General features: G+C 65.6%; 20 protein-coding genes and 1 pseudogene. 7 read left to right on the forward strand and 14 right to left on the reverse strand.

What is annotated here, in order from left to right:
* Nucleotides 1-16: 16 nt before the first annotated feature.
* Nucleotides 17-1,825 carry a caspase family protein gene (locus IQ16_RS00740; protein WP_026312196.1) on the reverse strand — a complete coding sequence of 603 codons (1,809 nt, stop codon included), beginning with the start codon at nucleotides 1,823-1,825 and terminating at the stop codon, nucleotides 17-19.
* Nucleotides 1,826-2,006: 181 nt separating this feature from the next.
* Nucleotides 2,007-2,434: pseudogene (locus IQ16_RS00745) on the reverse strand (GFA family protein).
* A gap of 94 nt (nucleotides 2,435-2,528) precedes the next feature.
* On the opposite strand from IQ16_RS00745, the gene IQ16_RS00750 reads away from it, so the two are divergent.
* The 3 genes from IQ16_RS00750 to IQ16_RS00760 all read left to right on the forward strand — a co-directional run bounded on the left by IQ16_RS00750 (nucleotide 2,529) and on the right by IQ16_RS00760 (nucleotide 5,626).
* Nucleotides 2,529-2,903, forward strand: a complete 375-nt coding sequence (locus IQ16_RS00750) for a nuclear transport factor 2 family protein (protein ID WP_018644363.1) — start codon at nucleotides 2,529-2,531, stop codon at nucleotides 2,901-2,903.
* 185 nt (nucleotides 2,904-3,088) lie between these two features.
* On the forward strand, nucleotides 3,089-3,958 hold the full coding sequence (gene bla / locus IQ16_RS00755; protein WP_018644362.1) for a class A beta-lactamase: 870 nt from the start codon (nucleotides 3,089-3,091) through the stop codon (nucleotides 3,956-3,958).
* A 57-nt stretch (nucleotides 3,959-4,015) separates the two neighbouring features.
* A complete protein-coding gene (locus IQ16_RS00760; protein WP_018644361.1) occupies nucleotides 4,016-5,626 on the forward strand; it encodes a Na+/H+ antiporter in 1,611 nt (536 codons plus the stop codon).
* A 106-nt stretch (nucleotides 5,627-5,732) separates the two neighbouring features.
* On the opposite strand, the gene IQ16_RS00765 is transcribed toward IQ16_RS00760, so the two are convergent.
* The 6 genes from IQ16_RS00765 to IQ16_RS00790 form a co-directional block, all read right to left on the reverse strand.
* Entirely contained in the window at nucleotides 5,733-6,545 is an 813-nt protein-coding gene (locus IQ16_RS00765) for an N-acetylmuramoyl-L-alanine amidase (RefSeq protein ID WP_018644360.1), read from the reverse strand.
* A 3-nt stretch (nucleotides 6,546-6,548) separates the two neighbouring features.
* Nucleotides 6,549-7,886: a Rieske 2Fe-2S domain-containing protein gene (locus IQ16_RS00770; RefSeq protein WP_018644359.1), complete on the reverse strand. Its 1,338-nt coding sequence runs from the start codon at nucleotides 7,884-7,886 to the stop codon at nucleotides 6,549-6,551.
* 179 nt (nucleotides 7,887-8,065) lie between these two features.
* Nucleotides 8,066-8,962 carry a TauD/TfdA dioxygenase family protein gene (locus tag IQ16_RS00775; protein ID WP_026312194.1) on the reverse strand — a complete coding sequence of 299 codons (897 nt, stop codon included), beginning with the start codon at nucleotides 8,960-8,962 and terminating at the stop codon, nucleotides 8,066-8,068.
* A 245-nt stretch (nucleotides 8,963-9,207) separates the two neighbouring features.
* The gene (gene ispG, locus IQ16_RS00780; protein ID WP_018644357.1) at nucleotides 9,208-10,491 is read right to left on the reverse strand and encodes a flavodoxin-dependent (E)-4-hydroxy-3-methylbut-2-enyl-diphosphate synthase; all 1,284 of its coding nucleotides are present in this window, start codon (nucleotides 10,489-10,491) and stop codon (nucleotides 9,208-9,210) included.
* 12 nt (nucleotides 10,492-10,503) lie between these two features.
* Nucleotides 10,504-11,457, reverse strand: coding sequence for a DMT family transporter (locus tag IQ16_RS00785; RefSeq protein WP_018644356.1), 954 nt, complete (start codon nucleotides 11,455-11,457; stop codon nucleotides 10,504-10,506).
* A 35-nt stretch (nucleotides 11,458-11,492) separates the two neighbouring features.
* A complete protein-coding gene (locus IQ16_RS00790) occupies nucleotides 11,493-11,987 on the reverse strand; it encodes a Fur family transcriptional regulator (protein WP_018644355.1) in 495 nt (164 codons plus the stop codon).
* A 157-nt stretch (nucleotides 11,988-12,144) separates the two neighbouring features.
* Between IQ16_RS00790 and IQ16_RS00795 the strand changes: the two genes are divergently transcribed.
* From IQ16_RS00795 to IQ16_RS00805, 3 genes are read left to right on the forward strand one after another with little or no spacing between them, the layout of a single operon-like run.
* On the forward strand, nucleotides 12,145-12,627 hold the full coding sequence (locus IQ16_RS00795) for a MarR family winged helix-turn-helix transcriptional regulator (protein WP_018644354.1): 483 nt from the start codon (nucleotides 12,145-12,147) through the stop codon (nucleotides 12,625-12,627).
* The gene (locus IQ16_RS00800) at nucleotides 12,620-13,783 is read left to right on the forward strand and encodes an HlyD family secretion protein (protein WP_018644353.1); all 1,164 of its coding nucleotides are present in this window, start codon (nucleotides 12,620-12,622) and stop codon (nucleotides 13,781-13,783) included. The genes IQ16_RS00795 and IQ16_RS00800 overlap by 8 nt, the downstream gene beginning before the upstream one ends.
* A 30-nt stretch (nucleotides 13,784-13,813) precedes the next feature.
* Nucleotides 13,814-15,370: an MDR family MFS transporter gene (locus tag IQ16_RS00805; RefSeq protein WP_018644352.1), complete on the forward strand. Its 1,557-nt coding sequence runs from the start codon at nucleotides 13,814-13,816 to the stop codon at nucleotides 15,368-15,370.
* A gap of 173 nt (nucleotides 15,371-15,543) precedes the next feature.
* On the opposite strand, the gene IQ16_RS00810 is transcribed toward IQ16_RS00805, so the two are convergent.
* From IQ16_RS00810 to pcaF, 6 genes are all read right to left on the reverse strand, one after another.
* Entirely contained in the window at nucleotides 15,544-16,608 is a 1,065-nt protein-coding gene (locus IQ16_RS00810; protein ID WP_026312193.1) for a phosphotransferase, read from the reverse strand.
* A 75-nt stretch (nucleotides 16,609-16,683) separates the two neighbouring features.
* Complete coding sequence (locus tag IQ16_RS00815; protein ID WP_018644351.1) at nucleotides 16,684-18,372, reverse strand: methyl-accepting chemotaxis protein; 1,689 nt, start codon at nucleotides 18,370-18,372, stop codon at nucleotides 16,684-16,686.
* Nucleotides 18,373-18,602: 230 nt separating this feature from the next.
* Nucleotides 18,603-19,205 (reverse strand): protocatechuate 3,4-dioxygenase subunit alpha, encoded by a 603-nt coding sequence (pcaG, locus tag IQ16_RS00820; RefSeq protein ID WP_018644350.1) that lies wholly within the window; start codon nucleotides 19,203-19,205, stop codon nucleotides 18,603-18,605.
* Nucleotide 19,206: 1 nt separating this feature from the next.
* Entirely contained in the window at nucleotides 19,207-19,908 is a 702-nt protein-coding gene (gene pcaH / locus IQ16_RS00825) for a protocatechuate 3,4-dioxygenase subunit beta (RefSeq protein WP_026312192.1), read from the reverse strand.
* 108 nt (nucleotides 19,909-20,016) lie between these two features.
* Complete coding sequence (locus IQ16_RS00830; RefSeq protein WP_018644348.1) at nucleotides 20,017-20,910, reverse strand: dioxygenase family protein; 894 nt, start codon at nucleotides 20,908-20,910, stop codon at nucleotides 20,017-20,019.
* A gap of 129 nt (nucleotides 20,911-21,039) precedes the next feature.
* Complete coding sequence (gene pcaF / locus IQ16_RS00835) at nucleotides 21,040-22,248, reverse strand: 3-oxoadipyl-CoA thiolase (protein WP_018644347.1); 1,209 nt, start codon at nucleotides 22,246-22,248, stop codon at nucleotides 21,040-21,042.
* 346 nt (nucleotides 22,249-22,594) lie between these two features.
* Between pcaF and mutS the strand changes: the two genes are divergently transcribed.
* Nucleotides 22,595-25,333: a DNA mismatch repair protein MutS gene (gene mutS, locus IQ16_RS00840; protein ID WP_018644346.1), complete on the forward strand. Its 2,739-nt coding sequence runs from the start codon at nucleotides 22,595-22,597 to the stop codon at nucleotides 25,331-25,333.
* Nucleotides 25,334-25,415: the final 82 nt, after the last annotated feature.

The following is a 25,415-nucleotide window of genomic DNA, read 5'->3' on the forward strand; positions in this document are numbered from 1 at the left end:
CTGCGAGATTCTGCACTCAGTTGCACACCTCGGCATTGGCATCGTTGCCGGGGCCGCCACCGCCGCGATATTCGAGATGGCAGCCGCGGCTGACCGGACGGCAACCGCTGCTGTTGCAGAAGACCTGGCCGCCACCCGAACGACGGCCGGCGGCAGCGATGCCGGCGGCTGCACCGTAGCCGCCTGCCGCTTCGGCCGCCGCACCGCCGGCCTGACGGCGCTGCCGTGCCGGACGCTCGTCGCCGTCGTAGCGCTTGGCGGTTGCAGGCTTGGCCGGCTTGGCGGCGCGCTGCTTCGCGCACTCATTGTCGTCGTTGACCGCATAGCCTTCGCGGCAAACGATCTTCATGCACTTGTCGCCGTCGGCCTTGAAGCCGTGCTCGCAAACCAGCGGGCAGACGCGTGACGGCTTCGACTTGACCGTATCGAGCGCGTCAGTGCTCGCGACCTTCACGTCGAGCTTGGTGCCGGCGTAACGGTTGAACTGCGACAGCGAGCGCTGCGAGGACGTGGTCCAGTTGCCGTCGGCCTGACCGGAGAAGCAGCCGACCCGGCCGAGCTCGGTCTGCACCGAGCGGCTGAGATCGGCCGGATTGGTCGCCGGCGTCAGCGAGGCAACGTTGGTGCCGGCCGGGCTCGCGGTGCTGGCCGGCGCAGTGCTCGGCGCCGAGGCGGCGAGATTGACGCGCTGCTGCTCGGCGGCGGCCGCCTGCTGCTGCGCCTGCTCCTTCGCCTTCTGCGCGGCGAGCTGGGCCTGCTCGGCGGCCTTTGCATCGGCCGCAGCTTTGGCCTGCGCATCCTTCTGCGCGCCGAGAGCGGCAAGACGATCGCGCTCGGCCTCGGCCTGCTTCGCCTTCTCGATCGCCGCCGCATGGGCCTGCTCGGCCTGGAACTTGTCGATCTGCAGCTTGGCGAGGTTCGCATAGAAGCCGTCAGGGTGCTGGGCCAGGAAGGCTTCCCACGCCGGCTTGTTGCCGACCTGGAGCGCGAGCTCGTAGTCGCGGCGCATGTCGGCCTGCGGATTCGCCGCAGGCGCTGCAGCCACCGCCTTGACCGGCACCAGCGGGACATCGTCGCCGCCGAGCGAGCCATAGACGAACGGCTCCTGCTTGTTGCCGGTCGACTTCAGCACGTCGTCGCGCACGAAGCCGAAGGCGCGGCGGACGTCGAGGCCCGGCGTCGTCAGATGCTTCGACAGCGCAACCGTAAACGGGCTGTTGGCGCCGTCACCGTCCTGCGCCGTGAAGCCGGCCTTGGCCGAATAGGCGATCAGCGTGTTGGGGCTGGTCGGCTCGACCTGGGCGAGACCGCGGCCGATGCCGCGCGAGGCGATCGTGCGCTTCATGGTCTTGCCGAACGGATTGTCGCGGCAGGCATCCAGGATCACCAGGCGGAGCTGCTTGGCGGGCTCGACCGCGACCAGGACGCGGTCGAGCGACAGCGCTTCGTCGTAGACGTCGGTGTCACGCTCGAGCCTGGCATCGACGGGGATCAGATAGTTGGAGCCTTCGACCTCGATGCCGTGACCGGCATAGTAGACCACGGCAATGTCGGCAGTGCGGGTCGCGTCGGCGAAGTCGCGCAGCACGCGCCGCGTGTCCTGGGCCGACAGATCGTGCCGGGACTCGACCACGTCGAAACCGGCCTCCTTCAGCGTCTTCGCCATTACCGCACCGTCATTGACGGGGTTGGCCAGCGAGGGGGCGTGCTGGTAGGCCGAGTTGGCGAGCACCAGCGCCACGCGCTTTCCGGCAAAGGCGGGCTCGGCGCCGAGCAGCAGCGTGGCAACGAGGAGAAGCGGGCAAAGTCTGAGCAGGTTGCGCATGACACGGCTTCCGAAGTTCGGGGCCATCCGGGCCCCTTTGGGATCGCTCTAGCAGGACCAATCGCCGGCGCTTGTGATGGAGGTCACGAAGGCGGCATCGACGACAGGCCGAAAGACCCTCTATGTTTGTCGCGCCAGCGCGGTCGGGGTTCGGCGACACGCGCGGCGCGGACCAGTTCCCCTAGGAATCCCCGATATGTCCCCGATACTGCGGCAGATCGTCCGTAATCTCGTGCCAGGACGCCTTCGAGCCTACGAAAATATGGGCGCTCGGCCGGATCGAGGGGGCATCGACCAGGGTTCCCATAGCGACAGGACCCATTTTCCCTCACGTACCCTGGAATAGAGCAGCGAGCCGCAGCGGGCGCAGTGGGCGTCATGGGTGGTGTCGTCCCCGAAAATGAGCCGCTGGTCGCCGCCCTGGACGATGCGGAGCTTCTCCTGCGCGATGCCGGCGAACGGCTTGAAGGCCGAACCGGTGGTGCGGCGGCAGTTCGAACAATGGCAGTTCATCGCATAGGAGAACGCGTCCGCCACTTCAAAGCGCACCGTGCGGCAATAGCATTCGCCGGTCAGGATACGAGCGTTCGAATTTTCTGATCCGGTCATGGCGAGGCCTTCGCGCAAATAGCTGACACACCCATAGCGCATTATGATGCGTACGACTAAGTTCCGCCCAAGCCATCATGCAAAGGGATGACCCATGAGCCAGAACCGTTCGAGCGTCGAAGCCGTCGTGCAATCCTACTTTGACGGGCTCTATGAGGGCGACGCCGAAAAGCTCGGCGCCATCTTCCATCCCTCCGCCGATCTGCGCTGGGTCGAGAAGGGCGAGCTTCAGGTCCTGACCGTGCCGGACTGGCTCGACCGCGTGCGCAAGCGCGCCTCCGGCAAGGCCGAAGGCAAGCCGCGCGAGGATTTCATCGTCACCATCGACCGCTCGGACGAGAAGACCGCCTTCATCAAGGTCCGCTGCCAGCTGCCGCCGCGCTATTTCACCGACTACCTGGTGGCGATGAAGCTCGCAGATGGCTGGCAGATCGTGTCGAAATCGTACAGGTATGACCTGAGGGAGTGAGGGGCAAAGCCTTCCGCTGCCCGAAATCGGGCGCACTCGCTCCCCATTCTCCGTCATTGCGAGCGTAGCGAAGCAATCCAGAATCCCTCCGCGGAGACAGACTGGATTGCTTCGCTGCGCTCGCAATGACGAGGCGGATGCATCATCCGCCAAACTTCCCGCCTCCACTCACCTGAAAGTCCCCCATGCTTTTCGACCGCCGTTCCCTGCTCGCCTCGCTCGCCTGGATGGCCGCTTCTCCCGCGCTTGCGGCAGAGGCGCCGCCAGAGCTCGAAACCTATGAGCGCGACAGCGGCGGGCGGATCGGGCTCTATGCGGAGAATCTCGCAACCGGCAAGAAGCTCGCCTGGCGGGCCGACGAGCGCTTCGTCATGTGCTCGACCTTCAAGGCTTCGCTTGCGGCCTGCGTGCTGGCGCGGGTCGACCGCGGCGAGGAGCAGCTTGCGGCCATGATCGCTTACAGCCAGGCCGACCTGCTCGACTACGCGCCGGTTGCCAAGCACAATCTCGCGGCCGGCAAGATGTCGGTCGCCGAGATGTGCAAGGCGATCGTCGAGCTCAGCGACAACACCTGTGCCAATCTGCTGCTGGCGCGCATCGGCGGGCCGGCCACGCTCACCGCATTCTGGCGATCGCTCGGCGACACCACCTCGCGGCTCGACCACAATGAGCCCGAGCTCAACCGCTCGCCGCCCGGCAATCCCCAGGACACCACGACGCCGGCCGCAATGGCGGGCAATTTGCGCCGGCTGGTGACGGGCGAGGCGCTGTCAGCGGCGTCACGTGCCCAGCTCACCGACTGGATGGTGAACTGCAAGACCGGCGCAAACCGGCTGCGCGGCGGCCTGCCGGCGGATTGGACCATCGGCGACAAGACCGGCAACAACGGCAAGGATGCGTCGGGCGATATCGCGGTGGTCTGGCCCAAGCTCGACAACAAGCCGGATGCGCCGATCCTGATCGCGGCCTATACCCAGGGCGGCACGCCGAATGCTGCGCAGATCGCGGCCGTGTTCGCCCGCATCGGACGCATGGTGGCGGAGCGGCTGGCGTAAGGCCGCCGCATTGACCGCCGCATTGACCTCTTGGCCGCTTCCGGGCCAAGACAGGCCATGATCGCAGCGAAATTCCAGACCTTCCTGATCCTGCTCGCGGTGCTGGCGGGCACCGCGCTGGTCGCCCGCCGTTTCAACATCGCGCCTGCGATCCTGCTGATGCTCTCCGGCGTCGGCCTCGCCTTCGTGCCGGGCATGCCGCCGGTCGAGCTGCCGCCGGAACTGGTGCTGCTGATGGTGCTGCCGCCGCTGATCTATTCGGCGAGCGTCGCCATGAGCTGGCGCGAGTTCAGGAACAATCTGCGGCCGATCGTGCTGCTCGCGGTCGGCGCGGTGATCTTCACCGCGGCGCTGGTGGCGGCCGCCACGCATTATCTGATCGGCCTGCCCTTGACCGTGGGCTTCCTGCTCGGGGCGATCGTCGCGCCGCCCGACGTGGTGGCCCCGCTCGCGATCGCGCGCCGCCTCAATATGCCGCGCCGGCTCCTGGTCATCCTCGAAGGCGAAGGGCTCGCCAACGACGCCACCGCACTGATCCTCTATCGCTTCGCGCTCGCCGCCATCATGGTCGGACATTTCTCGCTGCCGCTCGCGGCCGGCGAGTTCCTGCTGATCGTGGCCAGCGAGATCGCCTTCGGTATCGGCGTCGGCTGGCTCTCCCTGCGCTTCCGCAAATGGTCGAGGGATTCCCAGGTCGAGCTGACGCTGTCGCTGATCACGCCTTACGTCTCCTACTGGCTGCCCGAGCATGTCGGCGGCTCCGGCGTGATCGCGACCGTCGCCTGCGGCCTCTATGTCAGCTGGAACGGCCCGCTCCTGATTTCGTCCGCGACGCGCCTGCAGGGCATCTTCTTCTGGGACCTCATCATCTACCTGATCGAGGGCCTGCTGTTCCTGCTCACCGGCTTTCAGATGCGCGCGCTCTACGAGAAGTCGAAGGCATTCCCGCTCGACGACATCCTGATCGCAACCGCCGTCGTTCTGACGATCATCGTGACCGCGCGCTTCGCCTGGCTCTATCCCGCGACCTATCTGCCGCGGATCCTCTCCAAATCGCTGCGCGAGCGCGATCCGTCGCCGCCATGGCAATGGCCGTTCGTGCTCGCCTTCACCGGCGTGCGCGGCGCGGTGTCGCTGGCGGCCGCGCTTGCGCTGCCGTTCACGCTGCCCGGCGGCGAGGCCTTTCCTTATCGCGACCTGATCCTGTTCGTCGCCTTCGGCGTCATCTTCGTGACGCTGATCGGCGTCGGCCTGACGCTGCCGCCCGTGGTGCGCTGGCTCGGCGTCGCCGAAGCGGGCCGCCATGAGCATGTCAGCGAGCACGAGGCCGAGATCGCGGCGCGACGCCAGGCGCTCGACGCCGCGCTGAAGTCGCTCGATGCGTTGACGGCGGAAAAGGAAATCTCCGACGAGGTGATGCGGCTGCTGCGCGCCCGCCACGAGATCCGCGTCAACCAACTGCCCGATTCACTCGATCCCGCCCATCACGACGTCTCCGCCGCTGGCACCGCACTGACCCGCAACCTGATCGACGCCGAGCGCAAATTCATCCACGACCTCTTGCGCGACGGCCAGATCACCGACGAGACAAGGCGCCGGATCGAGCGGGACCTCGATCTGGAGGAGGCGAGTTTGGCCAATCGGGAGTATCGGGGCGGGCCGCTATAGCCCTCTCGTCATTGCGAGCGCAGCGAAGCAATCCAGACTGCTGCCGCGGAAAGACTCTGGATTGCTTCGCTGCGCTCGCAATGACGGGCTGAAACACCTAGGCGATCTACCGCCTCTCGCAAAATTCCCCTACCGCCGCCGCCACCGCCCCTGCAATCAGCTCCTGCCGCTCGGCCGAGTTCATCTCCATCTCCTCGTCGCGGTTGATGATGGAGCCGGCTTCGAGCAGCACGGCGGCGCTTCTCGTTCGCGACAGCACGATGAGCCCGTCATAGCGGTAGACGCCGACATCCTTGTCGAGCAGCTGGCGCCGGTAGCGGCCCATCACCGGCAAGGTGTATTGGCTCGCATAGTGCAGGCCCTGCTCCTTCAACTGCCGGCCGATCATCCGCGCCAATTTCAGGCTGGTGGTGAATTGCGGATTGCGCTCGGAGACGAACAGCGAGTGGCCCGAAAATCGATCGCTGAAATAGCTCTTCGCGCCGTCGAATTCCCAGGTGTCGAGCAGCTTGTCCGGCACCGAATCGTGATGAACCGACAGGAAGAGATCGGCGCGGCCGTCATTGGCGGCACCGACGCGCTTGAACAGGCTCGGCCGCGCCTTGCCGTCCGTGACGAGCAGGCGGGTTGCGGCAAAGCCCTCGGACTTGAGCTTCGTCGTGATGAGACTTGCGAGCCGGAAGTTGAAGCCGAACTCCGGATCGTTGCGCGCACTCAAGGCGCCGTAGGCGTCCGGGGTGTGACCGACATCCACGACGATCCGGAATTTCGGCATCTCGCATTTGACCGGTGATGGCGGCGGCCTGGATTTCGCAATTTTTCGCGTGGCAGCGGCGGGACCAGCAGCGAACGACGTCAGCAGGATCGACGCGACCAGCGGCGCAAGAAGAGCTGCGATGATGCTGCGCGATTGTCTCACGCGCTACTCCGCTGCCGCAATCCTGGGACGGCCGACGAAGCCGGCGACATCGCCAAAACGTTCCAGCATCACCGCGGGCAGGTCCTTGGCCTTGCTGGTGACGCAGGCACCGGAGCGCACCGCGTAGCGGTCCTGATGCGCGGCCTGCGGCGGCGGCTCGCCCTGCTGGAGCGCGCGCGCCAGCTCCATGACGACTTTGCGGAAATGCATGATGCCGAGATCGGTCGGGCCGAGATGCTCGCGGGTGCGATCGGCGATCGGGCCCTGGCTGTCCTGCACGGCAGCGTCCTGCTCGGAGACGCCCTTGATGCCAGTATAGCTCCGGGTCTTCTGAAACCTGCGATCGATCAGGTAGTCGTTGCCCTTGTGGCGCAGCGGTACGTAATTGTCGTCGACCTCTGCGATCACGCCATTGCCGCGATCGTAGGCGTCGCGCTCGGCCTGCGTCAGCGGCCGCTCCGGATTCCAGGCGTAAGTATAGATCCAGCAATTGGTGTCGGTGACGGGCACGAAGGTCTGGCCAAAGATGTTCTCGCCCGGCATCGCACTCGGCGCATAGGCGTGGAACGGCATCAGGAACTGCGCGATGCGCCAGTAGATGTTGTCGCTCCCGGTGAGGCGGCCGCCGGCGATCGTCAGCCCCGCCTCGTGCGGGGCGACCTTGATCACGGGGCGCGGGTCCTCGGCGATCCAGCGCATGTGGTCGTTGTTCATGCGCACCAGCGGATTCACGAAATGCTTCTTGATGTCCAGGATCTCGTTCTCCTCCTTGTCGAAGGAGAGATGAGCAAAAGTGAAATGCGCGGTGTCGATCGAGCCTTCCAGCGCCTGCACCCAGTTGCAGTCCTGCCATTTCTTGCTGACGTAGCGGTGCGAGGCCGGCAGCAGCGCCATCTCGAGATCGGGCAGCTCGGGCATCGCCTCCGCCGGCCCCATATAGGCCCAGATGATCTCGCCCCATTCGCGCGCCGGATAGGATTTGATGCGGATGAGATCCTTGGCGTTGAGATCGGGATAGGAGGTCGGCATGTCCACGCAGCGGCCGTCGGTATCGAACTTCCAGCCATGATAGACGCAGCGGATGCCGCATTCCTCGTTGCGCCCAAGCCAGAGATTGGTGCCGCGATGCGGGCAGTATTGGTCGATGACACCGACGACACCGCGCGTGTCACGGAAGGCGAGCAGCTCCTCGCCGAGGACGATGATCTTCTTCGGCTCGCCGTCGGATTCGGGCAGCTCTTCCGAGAGGAGGACGGGAATCCAGAAACGGCGCAACAATTCGCCCATGCCCGTACCAGAGCCGGACTCGGTCAGGAATTTATTGTCCTCTGCGCGGAGCATGGAAATCCTCCCGATTTGTTTTTTGGGAAGATTGGCGCGGACGTGGGAAGACGTCAACGCAAGAACGGCTCTCGTAGGGTGGGCAAAGGCGCGCTCTTCGCGCGCCGTGCCCACCGTCCGGCTGCATCATGGCGAGATGGTGGGCACGCTCCGCTTTGCCCACCCTACGGCACCGCCGCCTAAACCGGCCTCTCCCCCTTCACCGTCACGCGCGTGCCGGAGCGCGTGTGCGGCCAGTAATCCCACATCGCGCGGTGCTGGGTGCAGCGGTTGTCCCAGAAGGCGATGGCGTTCTCGGTCCAGCGGAAGCGGCACTGGAACAGCGGGTTCTCGGCGTGCTGGTAGAGATAGGCCAGCATCGCGTCGCTCTCGTCGCGCGGGATGCCGTTGATGTGGCGGGTGAAGCCGCGGTTGACGTAGAGCGCCTTTCTGCCCGTGACCGGATGCGTGCGCACGACGGGATGCTCCGCGTGCGGGTAGCTCGGCCTGTCGGCGACGCCATAGTTCGCATAGAGACCGCGATAGATCGGTTCGCCGTCGTGCAGCGCGGTGAGCCCGTCGAGATAGGCCTTCATGCGGTCCGACAGCGCCTCGTAGGCCGCATACATGTTGGCGAACAGCGTGTCGCCGCCGCGCGGCGGGCATTGCTTGATGTAGAGGATCGAGCCCATCGGCGGCTCGAGGTCGCAGGAGACGTCGGAGTGCCAGCCCTCGCCATTGGCGCGCGGCGAGTTCTTGTCGGCGTAGATCTTCATCAAGGCCGGGTCTTCATCCTCGTGCGGCGCGGCCGGATGAAAATGCAGCTCGCCGAACTTGCGGCCGAAGGCAAGGTGCTGCTGCGGCGTGATGTGCTGGTCGCGGAAGAAGATGACGAGGTTCTCGGCGAGCGCGCGGTGGATCTCGTCCATCTGCCGGTTGGAGCGGGCGTCATCGGAGACGAGCTTGCCGATGTCGACGCCGGAGATTTCCGCGCCGATGATGGGGGTGAGCTTTTCGACCGCGATGGTCTCGTAAGCCGCACCGTCTTCGGCGGTGTGGCGATAGCGCGGACCTTGCTTGCCGGCGAGTGAGCTCATGGATGCGTCTCCCGATCGTTCTTGGTTGGGAGTCATCGTAACGCGCGGTGACAGATACGCAATCTGCAACGCAAACACAGCCGTTGTCCCGGGGCGCGCGTAGCGCGAGCCCGGGACCCATAACCACAGGATTTAGTTTTGCGAAAGTTGGTAACTACGACCCCGCACCATAACCACGGCCTGTGGTTATGGGTCCCCGCCTTCGCGGGGACGACGGCGGAGTATGAGGCGCTAGCGGAGTTAAATCACTCCGCCGCAGGCGCCGGCACCTTGGCGCCCTGGCCGTAGCGCTGGTCGATGTAGTCGATCACCAGCGCCTTGAAGTCGGCGGAGATGGTCGGGCCGCGCAGCGTACGGAACTTCTTGCCGTCAACGAACACGGGCGCGGCCGGCGCTTCACCGGTCCCCGGGAGCGAGATGCCGATATTGGCGTGCTTGGATTCGCCGGGGCCGTTGACGATGCAGCCCATCACCGCAACGTTCAGCTCTTCGACGCCGGGATACTTGGTCTTCCAGGTCGGCATCTCGTCGCGGATGAAATCCTGGATCGAGCGCGCCAGCTCCTGGAACGTGGTCGAGGTGGTGCGGCCGCAGCCGGGGCAGGCCGCAACCAGCGGCACGAAGGTGCGGAAGCCCATGGTCTGCAGCAGTTCCTGGCCGACCTGCACCTCGCGGGTGCGGTCGCCACCGGGCTCCGGCGTCAGCGAGATGCGGATGGTGTCGCCGATGCCCTGCTGCAGGAGAATGCCGAGCGCGGCCGAGGACGCCACGATGCCCTTCGAACCCATGCCGGCCTCAGTGAGGCCGAGATGGATGGCGTAATCGGAACGCGACGCGAGATCCTGATAGACCGCGATCAGATCCTGTACCGCCGAGACCTTGGCGGAGAGGATGATGCGGTCCTTGGGCATGCCGAGCTCTTCGGCACGCGCGGCCGAGAGCAGCGCCGACTGCACCATGGCCTCGCGCGTCACCGCGCGCACGTCGCGCGGATTCGGCGAGGCGGCGTTCTCGTCCATCAGCTTGGTGAGCAGTTCCTGGTCGAGCGAGCCCCAATTGGCGCCGATGCGCACCGGCTTGCTGTTCTTGTTCGCGATCTCGATGATGTCGGCGAACTGGGTGTCGCGCTTGTCCTTGAAGCCGACATTGCCGGGATTGATGCGGTACTTGGCGAGCGCCTCGGCGCAGGCCGGATAGGCCGCAAGCAGCTTGTGGCCGATATAGTGGAAGTCGCCGATCAACGGCGTGGTGATGCCGCGCTTGGCGAGGCCATCGCGGATGTGCGGAACGGCGGCAGCAGCCTCCTCGCGGTCCACGGTGATGCGGACCATTTCGGAGCCGGCGCGCGCGAGCGCTGCGACCTGGGCGATGGTGCCGTCGATATCGGCGGTGTCGGTGTTGGTCATCGACTGCACGACGATCGGCGCGCCGCCGCCCACAGTGACGTCGCCGACCTTGACCTGGGTGGTGCGATGCCGGGGCGCGGGGCCCGCGATGTCGGAATCGATGGTGTTTTCGAGCTTGTTCATGGCGTCCAAATATCAGGTTTTGGTGACGTTCAGCAATGCATCGCGCGGCGCCGCAGCCGTTTGGCTGGGACGGTTAACCAGAAAAAGCCCAGCAATTACAAGGACCGCGGCGGCCCCGAATGTCAGGCTCAGGGTGTCGTGCATGATGAAATAGCTACCCACCACGCCAAACAAAGGGGTGATGAAGGTAAAAGCGGACAATTTGCTGGCCGAATAGGCCTTCACCAGCGCGAACCAAAGCGTGAACGTGGTTCCCACCACCCAGATCGCCTGGAAGGCCATCAGGCCGAGGGACAGCGGCGCCGGCGTGTGGGTGATGGATTCGCCGAACAGCCAGGCCGCCAGCCCGAGGATCGGGATCGAGGTCGCGACCTGATAGCCCAGCGCCTTCTCGGGCGCGGCGAAGCGCAGCCGTGTGCCCTTGGCGACCAGCGTGGTTGCCGCCCAGAGCCCGGCGCCGCCAACGATCAGGAGGTCGCCGAGCAGGACATGCGAATCGACATTGGGCTGCGGCACGCCGATCGCAAGCGCGACACCGGCAAAGCTGATGGCAAGACCCAGCCATTGCGAGGCGCCAAGCCGCTCACCGAGTACCTGGTAGGAGCCGAGCGCGACGAAGAACGGGGCGGTGTAGAGGAACACGACCGCGCGAGAGGCGGAGGTGAGGCGCAGGCCCTGGAAAATCAGCACGAACTCGATGCCGAACATCAGCCCTGCGATCAGGCCGGCCCTCCATGTCCCGTCACGCTCGAAGAATTTCACGCCGCGCAGGGTGCCGATGATGAACAGCACCGGCAGCGCGCCCATCGAACGGATCATCGCCTGGAGCATCGGCGGGATGTCCGGCAGCACCAGCTTCACCGCGATCTGGTTGAACCCCCAGGTCAGGCACAGCATGAGCATCAGGGCGATGGCACCGGTGCTGAGAGGACGGCCGGCAGACGGGTTGGCTTGGGTTACGGACATTTCTTCCTGAGATCCGGCTTTGCGCCGTTGTTGCTTCAAGACATTTTCTGACAATGGGCGCAGACGCCCGTGATCTCCACCACAGACAGCTTTGGTGCGAAGCCCGAGCTGCGTGCGGCGGCGTTGAGATCCCCGGCAAAGGACCCCGACTGGATCTCACCGACGAGGCCACAGCGCTCGCAGATCAGGAACGCCACCGCCGAGGTCGCGTCATGGTCATGGGCGGCACAGGCCAGATAGGCGTTGCGGCTCTCGATGCGGCGCACGAGGCCGTTGGCCATCAGGAAATCGAGAGCACGATAGACCGTGATCGGCGCCGGCCGCGCCATCGATTTTGCCAGCTCGTCGATCACCTCATAGGCGCCGAGCGGGCGATGGCTGGAAAGCAAGGCTCCCAGCACCTGGCGGCGGATCGGCGTGAATTTCTGCGCGCGCTGCTCGCAAACCTCCTCGGCATGCGCCAGCGCGTCCGCGGTGCAGCGGCCGTGATCATGGTCAGGCGCGGGAAAGGCCGGCTTTGCGAGGGTCATGCGGCCAGCCTTCTAGCATTTCGGCGATGGAACCCAAAGCATCACCGGCCCGGCGGCTGCCAGCCATGCTCATCCCGCGGGACTGCGTCCCGATAATCCGCCACACAATAATCATAAGCTTGCTTATATTATCCCAAGCTTATTGGAGACCAAGCTTATGAGCCGCGGGTCCGTGGACCAGAACTTCCTGTTTACGCTCGGCGAGCTTTACCGCCTGCTCCGCGTCTATGCCGACAAGGAGGCTTCGCGCTTCGGCATCACCCGCGCACAATGGGCGGTGCTGGCCAAGGTCGAGCGCAGCGAGGGCATGAAGCAGTCCGAACTCGCCGAACTGCTCGAGGTGCAGCCGATCACGCTGACGCGCCTGATCGACAAGCTCTGCGACAATGACTGGATCGAGCGCCGCAGCGATCCTTCGGACCGCCGCGTCAAGCGCCTCTATCTCAAGAAGGCCGGACGGCAATTGCTGGGACGGATGAGCGGCCTGAAGTCGGAGCTCACGGCGAACGCGCTCGACGGCATCAGCCCGGCGGACGCCCACCGTCTCCTCACCCAACTCGAAACTATCAAGGAAAACGTGCGTAACGCGGCCCAGACATCCGGCGCGGAACAAGTGCGTAAGGAGCAGCGCTATGGCTGATCAGGTTCTCAAGTTCCAGCCCGAGCAGAAGAACGACAGCGGCAAGCCCACCAAGAAGGCCGGCACCGATCCGCGCCGCCGCCTGCTGGCCGGCCTGCGCCGCTATCGGCGCTTCCTGCTGATGGTCGTGCTGCCCGTGATCGCCGCCATCGGCGGCGTCACCTTCTATCTCAACGGCGGACGCTATGTCGGCACCGACGATGCCTATGTCGGCGCGCAGAAGGTGCTGGTGACGCCCGACATCTCCGGCAAGATCCAGAAGGTCCTCGTGAAAGAAGGGCAGTCCGTCAAGCAAGGCGACGAGCTGTTCGAGATCGACCCCGTTCCGTTCCGCCATGCGGTGGATGAAGCCAAGGCACAGCTCGCCCAGACCCGCACGACCTACGACAATCTCGTCGCCAACATCAAGATCTACGGCGACATGCTCAACCTCGCCCAGCAGGGCGTCGACCTGAAGCAGCGCGACGTCGAGCGCAAGCAGGCGCTGGTGAAGAACAATTACGGCTCCCAGCTCGATCTCGACAACGCCGCCAACGCGCTGGTGACCGCCGGCGCACAGACGCAGTTCGTCAAGCAGCAGCTGTCCAACGCAAAGACGCAATTGCTCGGCGATTCCAACCTGCCGCTCGAGCAGTTCCCGCCCTATGCGCAGGCCAAGGCAAAGCTCGACGACGCCCAGCGCAATCTCGACCACACCGTGCTGCGCGCGCCGATGGACGGCGTCGCCACGCAGGTCGAGCAGATCCAGCTCGGGCGCTTCGTTGCCGCCGGCACGGCGGTGTTCTCCATCGTCGACATCGCCCATCCCTGGGTCGACGCCAATCCGAAGGAGAGCGACCTCACCTATGTCACCGAAGGTCAGCCGGTCACGCTGGAGGTCGACGCGTTTCCCAACCACGTCTTCAAGGGCAAGATCGGCTCGCTCTCGCCCGGCACCGGTGCGCAGTTCGCGATCCTGCCGCCGCAGAACGCCACCGGCAATTTCGTCAAGGTGGTGCAGCGCGTGCCTGTCAGGATCTATTTCGACGAGACCGACAAATACGTCCGGAAGCTGAAGGCCGGCATGAGCGTCTATGCCACCATCGACACCGGCCACAAGCGTTCGCTCGCCGGCCTGCTCGGCCTGTCGGCGACCGCGGGCCAGGACAAAGAGTAAGACTCAAAGATCAAGACAAGGACTGACGCGATGTCCGGCCCCAATGCCAGCCTGATGGTCCCCGGCCTGCGCCGGAACATGGTGACGATCTGCGCCATGACCGCGACCATCATGCAGGCGCTGGACACCACGATCGCCAACGTCGCGCTGCCCTACATGCAGGGCACGCTGTCGGCCTCGCAGGACCAGATCAACTGGGTGCTGACCTCCTATATCGTCGCCGCAGCGATCATGACCGCGCCGGTGGGCTGGATCGCCAACCGCTTCGGCCGCAAGCGCATCTTCATCATCTGCTCGGCCGGCTTCACGTTCGCCTCGGTGCTGTGCGGCCTCGCGCAGGACATCAACCAGATGGTGCTGTTCCGCCTGCTGCAAGGGGTATTCGGCGCGGCGCTGGTGCCGCTGTCGCAGTCGGTCATGCTCGACTATTACACGCTCCAGGAGCGCGCCAAGGCGATGTCGATCTGGGGCATGGGCGTGATGATGGGCCCGATCATGGGCCCCTCCCTCGGCGCCTGGCTGACCGAGACCTATTCCTGGCACTGGGTGTTCTTCGTCAATTTGCCGTTCGGCGCGATCACCGTGCTCGGGCTGATCGTCTTCATGGACGAGACCAAGAAGGATCTCAGCCTCAAATTCGACTGGCTCGGTTTCGCTGCGCTGGCGATCGCGATCGGCTCGCTCCAGCTCGCGCTCGACCGCGGCGAGCAGCTCGGCTGGCTGGAATCCAACGAGATCATCGCGGAGTTCATCGTCTCGGCGGTCGCATTCTACTTCTTCCTCGCGCACTCCTTCACGACCTCGACGCCGTTCATCCGCTTTGCGCTATTCCGGGACCGCAACTTCGTCACCGGCTGCGTGTTCATGGTCGTGATGGGCCTCGTGCTGTTCTCCACCATGGCGCTGGCCTCACCCTACATGCAGAACGTGATCGGATATCCCATCATCACGGCCGGCCTGCTGCTGGCGAGCCGCGGTTTCGGCACCTTCTTCGCCATGATGCTGGTCGGCCGCATGATGCGCTATTTCGAGGCCCGCACGCTGATCATCGCCGGCCTCACTCTGACCGCGGGCTCGCTGTTCCAGATGACCGGCTGGACCGACCTCACCCAGGTGCCGGAGATCGTGACCGTCAGCATCATCCAGGGCTTTGGCTTCGGTCTCGTCTTCGTGCCGCTCTCGACGGTGGCGTTCCTGACCCTGCCGAACCATCTGCGCACCGACGGCACCGCGATGCTGACCCTGATGCGCAATGTCGCGAGTTCGGTCGGCATTTCGGTCGTCATCGCCGAGCTGACGCAGGGCACGCGGCGGACCTATGCGATCCTCTCCGAGCACATCAACCCATTCAACCACGCCCTGCAAATGCCGGACGTACGCGGCATCATCAACCTCTCCACCGACGCCGGCCGCGCCATGGCCGACCGGATGGTCGGCGTGCAGGCGCAGATCATCGCCTTCGCCCACGACTACATGCTGGTGATGGTCTTCATCCTCTGCACCATCCCGCTCGCGCTGATGATCGGCTCGACCAAGGCCACCCTGCGCAAGCAGGCGGCAGGGCCGGAACATGCGGTGATGGAGTAGTTGTTGTCGTCCCGGACAAGCGCAGCGCAGATCCGGGACCCATAACCACAGGGAGTGGTTTTGCGAGGACTCGGAGTTGTCGGCTCGCGTTACGACATCTCTCCGTGGTTATGGGTCCCCGCGTTCGCGGGGACGACAGCGAATCTGTTGAGCCGTCACCGCGCCTCGCGCCCCTACCCCAACAACTCCTCACACCCCAAATCCTCGACCGCGATCATCACGCGCTCCAGATTGTTCCACCAGATCAGCGGCGGGATGTTGATGCTCCACTGCCAGACCGGCCGCGTGATCTGCCAGAGCACCGCCCAGCGATAGTCACGATCGAGTGCGCCGCGCGTGTAGCCGGTGATGCCGCTCTCGATCAGCGTGTCGTGGTAGAGATTGAGCAGCGGGCGTTCGAGCGCCTGGCGGCGTTCCGGATACCAATGCATGGCCATCATGTAGGCGAGGTCGTGGGTCGGAACGTTGATGCTCCAGAGATCGAAATCGAAGATGCGCACGGTGTCAGAGACGCCCGCGCGCGGCAGCATGAAATTCCAGGTATGGGCGTCGCCATGCGTGATGCTGAGATGACGGCGCGAATGGTAGCGCTGGGACAGCCGTTCCGACTGGTCGATCAGACGACGGTAGAGGGTGCGCCGCTCCTCGCTCAGGCGATTGCCCAGCAGGTCGGCGAAGCGGTCATAATGGCCGGCAAACGTCTCCATGCGTTGCGCGCTGTCCTCCATGCTGGCGAAGGTGCCGACTGTGTCGCCGAGGCTCGGATGGTCCCACCAGGCTGCATGCCAGCGTGCGAGCGTGGTGACGATGGCGAACGTCTGCTCGCGCGAGGGCGGCACCGGCCAGGCCATCGCGATGTCGTGGCTGTCGGTGAGGTCCTCGAGCAACAGATGCCAGGTGGGGCCGCCCTCGTCGAAATGCCCGTCAAAACAGCGCGGCACGAGTCCCGGCGGCATCTTCGGCACGAGCTGCGTGTAGTAGTCCACCTCGCGCCGGCCGCCATTGGCGAGGCTCTCGGCGAAAGCGGAATTGGGAGTCTTGAGGATCAGCGACTGCGGGGCGCCGGTGGATTCGCCGACATAGCGCAGCCCGAGCCTGACGATATGTGACACGACGGTGTCACGCTGATGCAGCACCTTCACTTCGCGCACCGCGCCAGCATCAAGCACGCCGCCCCGGCGCAGCGCAGCCGTCAGTCGGGCGGGCTCAACGACCGCCGGCAATTGTGGAGGTGTCATGAACCACGATGCCCCTGTCCCGCGCCATACTGCACGATCACGACCCCGGGCACCAGCGGCCGACCTGATGCGGGATCAAGCTGCGGCGGTGGAGTCCCGCACGGTCCGGACCACGACCGACCGCAGCTGCTCGAGATTGGCCGCCATTCCCGCGATCGCCTGCCTGACCTCCGCGGCGCGCTCGTTCACGGAAGCCGCGTCGCGGCTGACATTGCCGATCTTGGCCGAGACGTCCTTGGCGGCGGACGCCGATTCGGAGATCGATCGCGCAATCTCCCGTGTCGCCGCGTCCTGCTCTTCCATCGCCGCGGCAACCGAGTTCGCAACGCCGTCGATCTCGACGATGTGGCCGCCCATGGTCTCGACGGCGTCCACGGCCGCCTGCGTCGAGGCCTGGATCTCGGCGATCAGGCGCCCGATCTCCTCGGTGGATTTGGCGGTCTGGTCGGACAGGGATTTGACCTCGGCCGCGACCACCGCGAAGCCGCGGCCGGCCTCGCCGGCGCGCGCCGCCTCGATGGTGGCGTTGAGCGCCAGAAGGTTGGTCTGACCGGCGATGCCGCCGATGAGGTCGGAGACTTCGGCAATCTTCTTCACCGATCCGGCCAGCGCCTGGATGGTCGAACGCGCCTGCTCGCGGCCCGCGACCGCCGACTTCGTGACGGTCGAGGTGCGTGCAACCTGGGTCGCGATCTCCCGGATCGAGGCACTCAGCTCCTCGGCCGCGGCCGAAACCGTCTGCGAGCTGCCCAGCGCCTGCGTCGAGGCTGCAGCCACGGCCTGTGATTCCGTGGAAAGCGAGCGAGCGATCTCGGACAGGCTGGAAGCGACCCGTTCCACGCCCTGGCTCGCGGCGCTCGCGGTATCGACCGAACGACCGGTTTCGCGCTCCACCGTCTCGGCCATCTGATGCAGGGCGGAACGCTTGGCGCGTGTGGCCTCCTGCTCGTTCTGCAATTGCTCCTCGCGCAAGCGGGAATTCTCGATCGCGCCCTGCTTGAACACCTCGAGGGCGCCCGCCATCGAACCGATCTCGTCCTGCCGATGCGCGAAGGGGATGTCGGCGGCGAGATCGCCGGTCGCGAGCTTCTGCATCGTGCCGGTCATGCGCACGATCGGACGGACCACGCCAACGGCAACGCCGAGCAGGCCGGCGGCAATGAAAGCCAGAACCGCGGCGGAGACACCGAGCAGGATATAGAGGATCGAGCTGTCGCGGTCGGCTGCCAGCTTCTCCATGTCGGCATTCTGCTTGTTGGCGTTCTCGACGATGCTGTCGATGACGGCGCGATGCGCGGTGTAGGCGTCCTTGAGCTGCGCATAGGTGCGCTCGGCGGCAGCCATGTCCTTGGCCTTGAGGGCTGGCAGGAGCTGGTCGGACGCCTTCCAGAATTTCTGCACCTCGGCGTCGGATTTCGACACCAGGGCGGTCTTCAGGTCGGCCGAGAGGCTGGAGGCGACCCAGTAAGCCTTTCGCTCGTCGTAGTCCTTGCGAAGCTGGACCAGGCGCTCGGCATGGGCCGCCAGCTGGTCCGGCTCGCGCATCGCGAGCGTGGCTTCGAGATAGGCCTCGATGACGTATTCCGGCGGCGGCAGGATGTCGGCGATCAGGTCATTGCCGAGCTTGATGTCGGAATAGAGGGGACCGCCGACCTTGAGCTCGCGTAGCGCATAGAGGCTGGTGGAAACGACCGCGGTGAAGCCGATGGCAAGCACGATGCCGAACGCAATGATCGCGGAAGACAACGACAGACGAATTTTCATATGGCAATCCAGGCGCGAATCAAATCCGCACTGAGCCTAGATCGTTACGGTAAATACGGACTTTCTTCGCGGACAGGTTGTAGGCGGAAAAGCTCCGCAGAACTACGGGATTGGGATCGGTCAATCGGTTTTGGGTCAGTGAGACTGACGCTCAAACGTGCAGCACCGGCTGCAATTGCGCTGAATGAGAAGCGCGTCGCGGCGCCCCGGAGTCGCCGCGACGCATTGCCTCAGACGTCGAAGAACACCGTCTCGGCGTCGCCCTGCAAATGCAGGTCGAGGCGATAGACCGGCTTGCCGGCCTCGCGCACCGCGGTCAGCGTGGCGCGGCGCTCAGCGGGCACCAGCGCCAGCACGGGGTCGGCGGCGTTGCCGGCCTCGTCGCTGAAATAGATGCGGGTGTAGAGATGCCTGAGCATGCCGCGGCCAAAGACGGCGAGCAGGATGTGCGGCGCCTGCGGCTTGCCGTCGGGATCGGGCACCACGCCAGGCTTGATGGTGTCGAAGGAATAATTGCCGTCCTTATCGGTGCCGCAGCGGGCGAAGCCGCGGAAGCTGGCATTGGGCAGCGCGCGCTTGTCCTGCGGGTCGGCGAAGCGTCCTTGCGCATCCGCCTGCCAGATCTCCAGCATGCAATCCGGCACGACGACGCCGTCGCCGTCGAACACGCGGCCCTCGATGCGGACACGGTCGCCAGTGACATCGGGCGTCAGCGTCGAGTTGGTGAACGCGTCATTCCACGCATAGTCGCCGGTCGGCGTCAGTCCGTATTTGAAGAACGGACCGACGGTCTGCGATGGGGTGATCCCGTCAGGCTTCACAGAATCTTGCACGTTAGTGGTTCTCCATGGGCGTGGCGTTCTTGCCGCGCAGCACGATGTCAAAGCGATAGCACAGCGCCCATTCGGGCTGGGTGTTCTCCAAGTCGAACGACGAGACCATCCGCGCCCGCGCCTTCTCGTCCGGCACCGAGTTGAAGATCGGGTCGAACGGAAACAACGGGTCAGCCGGGAAGTACATCTGCGTCACCAGCCGCGTGACGAAGGAATGGCCGAACACCGAGAGATGGATATGCGCCGGGCGCCAGGCGTTGTGGTGATTGCCCCACGGATAGGCGCCGGGCTTGATCGTCACAAAACGGTAGTAGCCGGCGGCATCGCTCACGGTGCGGCCGGCGCCGGTGAAATTCGGATCGAGCGGCGCCGGATGCTGGTCGCGGACATGAACATAGCGGCCGCAGGAATTGGCCTGCCAGATCTCGACCAGCGAGTTCGGCACGCCGCGGCCGTCCTCATCGCGCACATGGCCGTGCACGATGATGCGCTCGCCGATCGGCTCGCCACTGTGCTGGGTGGTGAGATCGTTGTCGCCCTCGCGCACAGTCTCGTGGCCGTAGACCGGGCCGGTCAGCTCCGACAGCGTGTGGCACATCGGGATCAAGGGCTTGTTCGGCGCGCGCTTGATCGAGCTCTTGTAGTCAGGCGACAGCGGCAGCGGATGCGCCTTGTTGCTATCGACGGGATAGATGAATGTCATTGGCGAACTCCTCCCCGGCCATTTTAGGTCCAGCCGGTCAACGCTTCCGCCAATCATTATAGGATATAACTAATTTGGGGAAGCGGGTTTAAGCCTCCTGCTCCAATGCTATTTGATCGGCGGACGCGGCAGCACGGCTTCCCCAGCCTCGAGCCGGTAGGTGTGGTCGAGCGAGTACCAGGGCGTCGCGACGTCGGGCGCGGTCGGATGCGGCGTATCGTGGCGCTGGAACTTGCCGATCAGCGCCTGCGTCACGCCGAACTGCACGTCGCTGTCGATATGGGGATCGTTGGGGTCGTAGACCTGCGAGATCAGGACCTTGAATCCGGGCTTGAAGATCAGGGCGTGCAGATGCGCGGGTCGGTAGGGGTGCCGACCCTGCGCCTCGAGCAGCCGGCCGACCACGCCGTCGGTCGGAATGGGATAGCCGACCATCATCACCGAGCGGAAGGCGAAGCGTCCATCCTGGTCGGTCGTGAACTTGCCGCGCAGGTTCATGTCGGCCTGCTCAGGATCCTGGTTCTCGTAAAGACCAACCGGAGAGGCGTGCCAGACATCAACCTCGGCGCCGGCGACGGGACGGCCGTCCCTGTCGACGACGCGGCCGCTGACGAACAGCGGCGCACCCGGCGTCTCCGAGCGCACGATCGATCCGCCATTCTCGACTCGCGGCGAGTTCAGCCGCCAGAACGGCCCGAGCAGCGACTGGTCGGTTTCAGTGTTGCCCTGATCGCCATTGTTGAGCAGGCACACCAGCGGCGAGACGCCGAGCGAGCCCGCCATCAGCACGACTTCGTTGTGCGTGTCGGTGGTCAGCTTGCCGAGCTCGGCCACGATCGCAGTGGCGTCGCGGAATTCCTTCTCGGTCAGCCGAACGTCGCGCACGAAGGCGTGCAGGTGCTTGACCAGGGAGACCATGATCTGGCGCAGCCGCGGATCCGACGTCCGCTCCATCACCGCCAGTGCCGCGGCCGTGACGTCCTGCTCGCGCTCGATGATCATGGGACGGTCCCTGAAGCGACAACAAACGCCGTCATTCCGGGGCGATGCGAAGCATCGAACCCGGAATCTCGAGATCCCGGGTTCAGCCCTCTCGGGCTGCCCCGGGATGACGGTCCACTGGGTGGACCGTCAGTTCAGCTTCTCGATCGCAACGGCGACGCCCTGGCCGACGCCGACGCACATGGTGGCCAGCGCCAGCTTGCCGCTGCGCTTCTCCATGCCGTGCACGGCGGTGAGCACGAGGCGCGCGCCGCTCATGCCGAGGGGATGGCCGAGCGCGATGGCGCCGCCATGCGGATTGACGAAATCGGCATCGTCGGCGACGCCGAGCTGGCGCATGCAGGCGATGCCCTGCGAGGCGAAGGCCTCGTTGAGCTCGATCAGGTCGAAATCGCTGATCTTCTTGCCCAGACGCTCCATCAGCTTGCGGGTTGCCGGCACCGGGCCGATGCCCATGATGCGCGGCGGCACGCCGGCCGAGGCGAGGCCGAGGATGCGCGCGCGCGGCGTCAGGCCGTGCTTCTTCACGGCCGCTTCGGACGCGAGGATCATCGCGGCGGCACCGTCATTGACGCCGGAGGCGTTGCCGGCGGTGACCGTGCCGGGATTGCGCACGATCGGCTTCAGTTTTGCCAAGCCTTCCAGCGTGGTCTCAGGGCGCGGATGCTCGTCCTTGTCGACCGTGATGGGGCCGGCCTTGCCGCCGGGAATGGTGATCGGGGTGATTTCCTCGGCGAAATAACCCGCCGCGATCGCAGCGCCCGCACGCTGCTGCGAGCGGATCGCGAAGGCGTCCTGGTCGGCGCGCGAGACCTGGAATTCCTCGGCGACGTTCTCGCCGGTCTCCGGCATCGCGTCGACGCCGTACTGCGCCTTGAGCAGCGGATTGATGAAGCGCCAGCCGATGGTGGTGTCGAAGATTTCGGCCGAGCGCGAGAACGCTTCCTGCGCCTTGCCCATCACGAAGGGTGCGCGGGTCATGGATTCGACGCCGCCGGCAATCGCAAGCTCGATCTCACCGGAGCGGATGGCACGGCCCGCGGCGCCGACCGCGTCGAGGCCGGAGGCGCAGAGCCGGTTCAGGGTCTGGCCGGGAACCGAATCCGGCAGGCCTGCCAGCAGCAGCGCCATGCGCGCGACGTTGCGGTTGTCCTCGCCGGCCTGGTTGGCGCAGCCGAAGAAGACCTCGTCGACCTGCGCCCAGTCGAGCTTGGGATGCTTGGCCATCAGCGCCTTGATCGGGGCTGCGGCGAGATCGTCGGCACGCACCTTGGCGAGTGAGCCGCCGAAACGGCCGATCGGGGTCCGCACGGCATCGCAGATAAAGACGTCACGCATCGTTGTTCTCCCTGAATGCCGCGATCCGGCCAAATTCTTCAATGTCGGCGGAGTTTTAGGAGGGCGCCCGCGGCAGGTCAATTGACGGTTTCGCGTGCGGCGTATTCAAACTCTCCGTGATTCCGGGGCGCCCGGAGGGCGAGCTATGGTGCGCAATTGCGCACCTGAGAATCCATAACCACGAGCCGGGGTTATGGATTCCGGGCCTGCGCCGTTCCGGCGCATCCCGGAATGACGACGGAATATGTTGCGCTCATTATCCCATCGTGCGGACAACGTGGAAAACCTCTCCTTCCCGGCCAAACCGATAGGAGCAGGTGCCGAAATTTTGTAGGTTGCGCCGCCCATGACCATGCAACAGCCGATACCCGTACCGCCGCCCGACGAAGCGCCCGCGCCGCAGGCGGAAGCCACAGCGCGCGTGACGCCGATGATGGAACAGTACCTCGAGATCAAGGCAGCCCATCAGGGCCTCTTGCTGTTCTATCGGATGGGCGACTTCTACGAGCTGTTCTTCGAGGACGCCGAGATCGCCTCCAGGACGCTCGGCATCGTCCTGACCAAGCGCGGCAAGCATCAGGGCGCCGACATCCCGATGTGCGGCGTTCCGGTCGAGCGCTCCGAGGATTATCTGCACCGCCTGATCTCGGCCGGCCACCGGGTCGCGGTATGCGAGCAGACCGAGGATCCTGCGGCGGCGAAAGCGCGCGGCAACAAGAGCGTCGTGCGCCGCGGCGTGGTGCGGCTCGTCACGCCTGGCACCCTGACCGAGGACACGCTGCTCGATGCGCGTGCCAACAATTATCTGCTGGCGATCGCGCGCGCGCGTTCGTCCGCCGGCGGCGACCGCTTCGGCCTCGCCTGGATCGACATCTCGACCGCCGAATTCATGGTGACCGAGGTTTCGGGCGGCGAGCTCGCCGCGACGCTGGCGCGCATCAACCCGAACGAGGCCATCGTCACCGACGCGCTCTACAACGACAGCGAGCTCGGCCAGACCCTGCGCGAGCTGCCGGCGGTGACGCCGCTGACCCGCGACGTCTTCGACGGCGCCACCGCCGAGAAGCGCCTCTGCGACTATTTTGCGGTCGCGACGATGGACGGCCTTGCGCAACTGACGCGTCTGGAAGCCACGGCTGCGGCGGCTGCCGTCACCTATGTCGACCGCACCCAGGTCGGCAAGCATCCCCCGCTGTCACCGCCCGCGCGCGAAGCTTCCGGCGCGACCATGGCGATCGATCCGGCGACGCGCGCCAATCTCGAGCTGACGCGGACGCTGGCCGGCGAGCGCCGCGGCTCGCTGCTCGATGCGATCGACTGCACCGTGACCTCGGCCGGCTCGCGCCTGCTGGCGCAACGCCTCGCCGCACCGCTGACCGATGCGCCGGCGATCGCGCGGCGGCTCGATGCGGTCGGCACCTTCGTTGCCGATTCTGCCGCGCGCGAGGACATCCGCAGCATTTTGCGCGGCGCGCCCGACATGTCGCGCGCGCTGGCCCGTCTCTCGGTCGGCCGCGGCGGACCGCGCGACCTCGCCGGCATCCGCGACGGCATCATCGCCGCCGACCAGGTGCTGACGCGGCTTTCCGAGCTCGACCAGCCGCCGCAGGAGATCGCAGCCGTGATGGCGGCGCTGAAGCGGCCGTCGCGCGAGCTCGCTGCCGAGTTTGCGACGGCGCTCGACGAGCAGCTGCCGCTGATCAAGCGCGATGGCGGCTTCGTCCGCCAGGGCTATGAGCCCGCGCTCGACGAAGCGCGAAACCTGCGCGACGCCTCGCGCCTCGTGGTCGCCTCCATGCAGGCCCGCTACGCCGACGCGACCTCCGTCAAGGGTCTCAAGATCCGCCACAACAACGTGCTCGGCTATTTCGTCGAAGTGACCGCGCAGCACGGCGACAAGCTGATGTCGGCGCCGCTGAATGCGACCTTCATCCACCGCCAGACGCTGGCGGGCCAGGTGCGGTTCACCACTGCCGAGCTCGGCGAGATCGAAGCCAAGATCGCCAATGCCGGCGACCGCGCGCTCGGCCTCGAGCTCGAAATCTTCGAGAAGCTCTGCGCCAAGGCCCTCGAGATCAGCGACGATCTGCGCGCGGCGGCGCAAGGCTTTGCGCTGCTCGACGTCGCGACGTCGCTCGCCAAGCTCGCGATCGACGAGAACTATGTGCGGCCTGAGGTCGACGGCTCCCTCGCCTTCGCGATCGAGGCCGGCCGCCATCCCGTGGTCGAGCAGGCCCTGAAGCGCAACGGCGAGCCGTTCATCGCCAATGCCTGTGATCTCTCGCCGAGCCCAGCGCAAAAATCCGGCCAGCTCTGGCTGCTGACCGGTCCCAACATGGCCGGTAAATCGACCTTCCTGCGCCAGAACGCGCTGATTGCACTGCTGGCGCAGATCGGCAGCTTCGTGCCGGCGACACGCGCGCGGATCGGCATCATCGACCGCCTGTTCTCGCGCGTCGGCGCCGCCGACGATCTCGCCCGCGGCCGCTCCACCTTCATGGTGGAGATGGTCGAGACCGCGGCGATCCTGAACCAGGCCGGCGAGCGCTCGCTCGTGATCCTGGATGAGATCGGCCGCGGCACCGCGACCTTCGACGGCCTCTCGATCGCCTGGGCCGCGATCGAGCATCTTCACGAGAGCAACCGCTGCCGCACGCTGTTCGCGACGCATTATCACGAGCTGACCGCGCTCTCGGCAAAACTGCCGCGCATGTTCAACGCCACCGTGCGCGTGAAGGAATGGCAGGGCAACGTCGTATTCCTGCACGAGGTGCTGCCGGGCTCGGCCGACCGCTCCTACGGCATCCAGGTGGCGAAACTCGCCGGCCTGCCGCCGGCCGTGATCACGCGCGCCAAATCCGTGCTCTCCAAGCTGGAGGCGCAGGACCGCGGCCAGACGGCACGAGCCTTGGTAGACGATCTGCCGCTGTTCGCCGTGCCCTCGCGCGCTGCCGCCGAAGCCGCGCCGCCGAGCGAAGCCGAGTTGTTGATGGACGCGGTGAAAGCGCTGCACCCCGACGAGATGTCCCCGCGCGAGGCGCTCGATGCATTGTATGCGTTGAAGGCCAAGCTGCCGAAGCAGTAGCGGTGCCGTAGCCCGGATGAGCGCAGCGACATCCGGGACGACTGTTCCCGCATGTCGCTTCGCTCATGCGGGCCGCGATACT

Source organism: Bradyrhizobium huanghuaihaiense (assembly GCF_007830635.1).
In the GTDB taxonomy this organism is placed as follows: domain Bacteria; phylum Pseudomonadota; class Alphaproteobacteria; order Rhizobiales; family Xanthobacteraceae; genus Bradyrhizobium; species Bradyrhizobium huanghuaihaiense.

What these genes read in the sequence shown, in the direction of transcription:
- IQ16_RS00740 (WP_026312196.1), bottom strand. Translation starts at nt 1,825, where the DNA reads ATGCGCAACCTGCTCAGACTTTGCCCGCTTCTCCTCGTTGCCACGCTG.
- IQ16_RS00750 (WP_018644363.1), top strand. Translation starts at nt 2,529, where the DNA reads ATGAGCCAGAACCGTTCGAGCGTCGAAGCCGTCGTGCAATCCTACTTT.
- bla (WP_018644362.1), top strand. Translation starts at nt 3,089, where the DNA reads ATGCTTTTCGACCGCCGTTCCCTGCTCGCCTCGCTCGCCTGGATGGCC.
- IQ16_RS00760 (WP_018644361.1), top strand. Translation starts at nt 4,016, where the DNA reads ATGATCGCAGCGAAATTCCAGACCTTCCTGATCCTGCTCGCGGTGCTG.
- IQ16_RS00770 (WP_018644359.1), bottom strand. Translation starts at nt 7,886, where the DNA reads ATGCTCCGCGCAGAGGACAATAAATTCCTGACCGAGTCCGGCTCTGGT.
- IQ16_RS00775 (WP_026312194.1), bottom strand. Translation starts at nt 8,962, where the DNA reads ATGAGCTCACTCGCCGGCAAGCAAGGTCCGCGCTATCGCCACACCGCC.
- ispG (WP_018644357.1), bottom strand. Translation starts at nt 10,491, where the DNA reads ATGAACAAGCTCGAAAACACCATCGATTCCGACATCGCGGGCCCCGCG.
- IQ16_RS00785 (WP_018644356.1), bottom strand. Translation starts at nt 11,457, where the DNA reads ATGTCCGTAACCCAAGCCAACCCGTCTGCCGGCCGTCCTCTCAGCACC.
- IQ16_RS00790 (WP_018644355.1), bottom strand. Translation starts at nt 11,987, where the DNA reads ATGACCCTCGCAAAGCCGGCCTTTCCCGCGCCTGACCATGATCACGGC.
- IQ16_RS00795 (WP_018644354.1), top strand. Translation starts at nt 12,145, where the DNA reads ATGAGCCGCGGGTCCGTGGACCAGAACTTCCTGTTTACGCTCGGCGAG.
- IQ16_RS00800 (WP_018644353.1), top strand. Translation starts at nt 12,620, where the DNA reads ATGGCTGATCAGGTTCTCAAGTTCCAGCCCGAGCAGAAGAACGACAGC.
- IQ16_RS00805 (WP_018644352.1), top strand. Translation starts at nt 13,814, where the DNA reads ATGTCCGGCCCCAATGCCAGCCTGATGGTCCCCGGCCTGCGCCGGAAC.
- IQ16_RS00810 (WP_026312193.1), bottom strand. Translation starts at nt 16,608, where the DNA reads ATGACACCTCCACAATTGCCGGCGGTCGTTGAGCCCGCCCGACTGACG.
- IQ16_RS00815 (WP_018644351.1), bottom strand. Translation starts at nt 18,372, where the DNA reads ATGAAAATTCGTCTGTCGTTGTCTTCCGCGATCATTGCGTTCGGCATC.
- pcaH (WP_026312192.1), bottom strand. Translation starts at nt 19,908, where the DNA reads ATGACATTCATCTATCCCGTCGATAGCAACAAGGCGCATCCGCTGCCG.
- IQ16_RS00830 (WP_018644348.1), bottom strand. Translation starts at nt 20,910, where the DNA reads ATGATCATCGAGCGCGAGCAGGACGTCACGGCCGCGGCACTGGCGGTG.
- pcaF (WP_018644347.1), bottom strand. Translation starts at nt 22,248, where the DNA reads ATGCGTGACGTCTTTATCTGCGATGCCGTGCGGACCCCGATCGGCCGT.
- mutS (WP_018644346.1), top strand. Translation starts at nt 22,595, where the DNA reads ATGACCATGCAACAGCCGATACCCGTACCGCCGCCCGACGAAGCGCCC.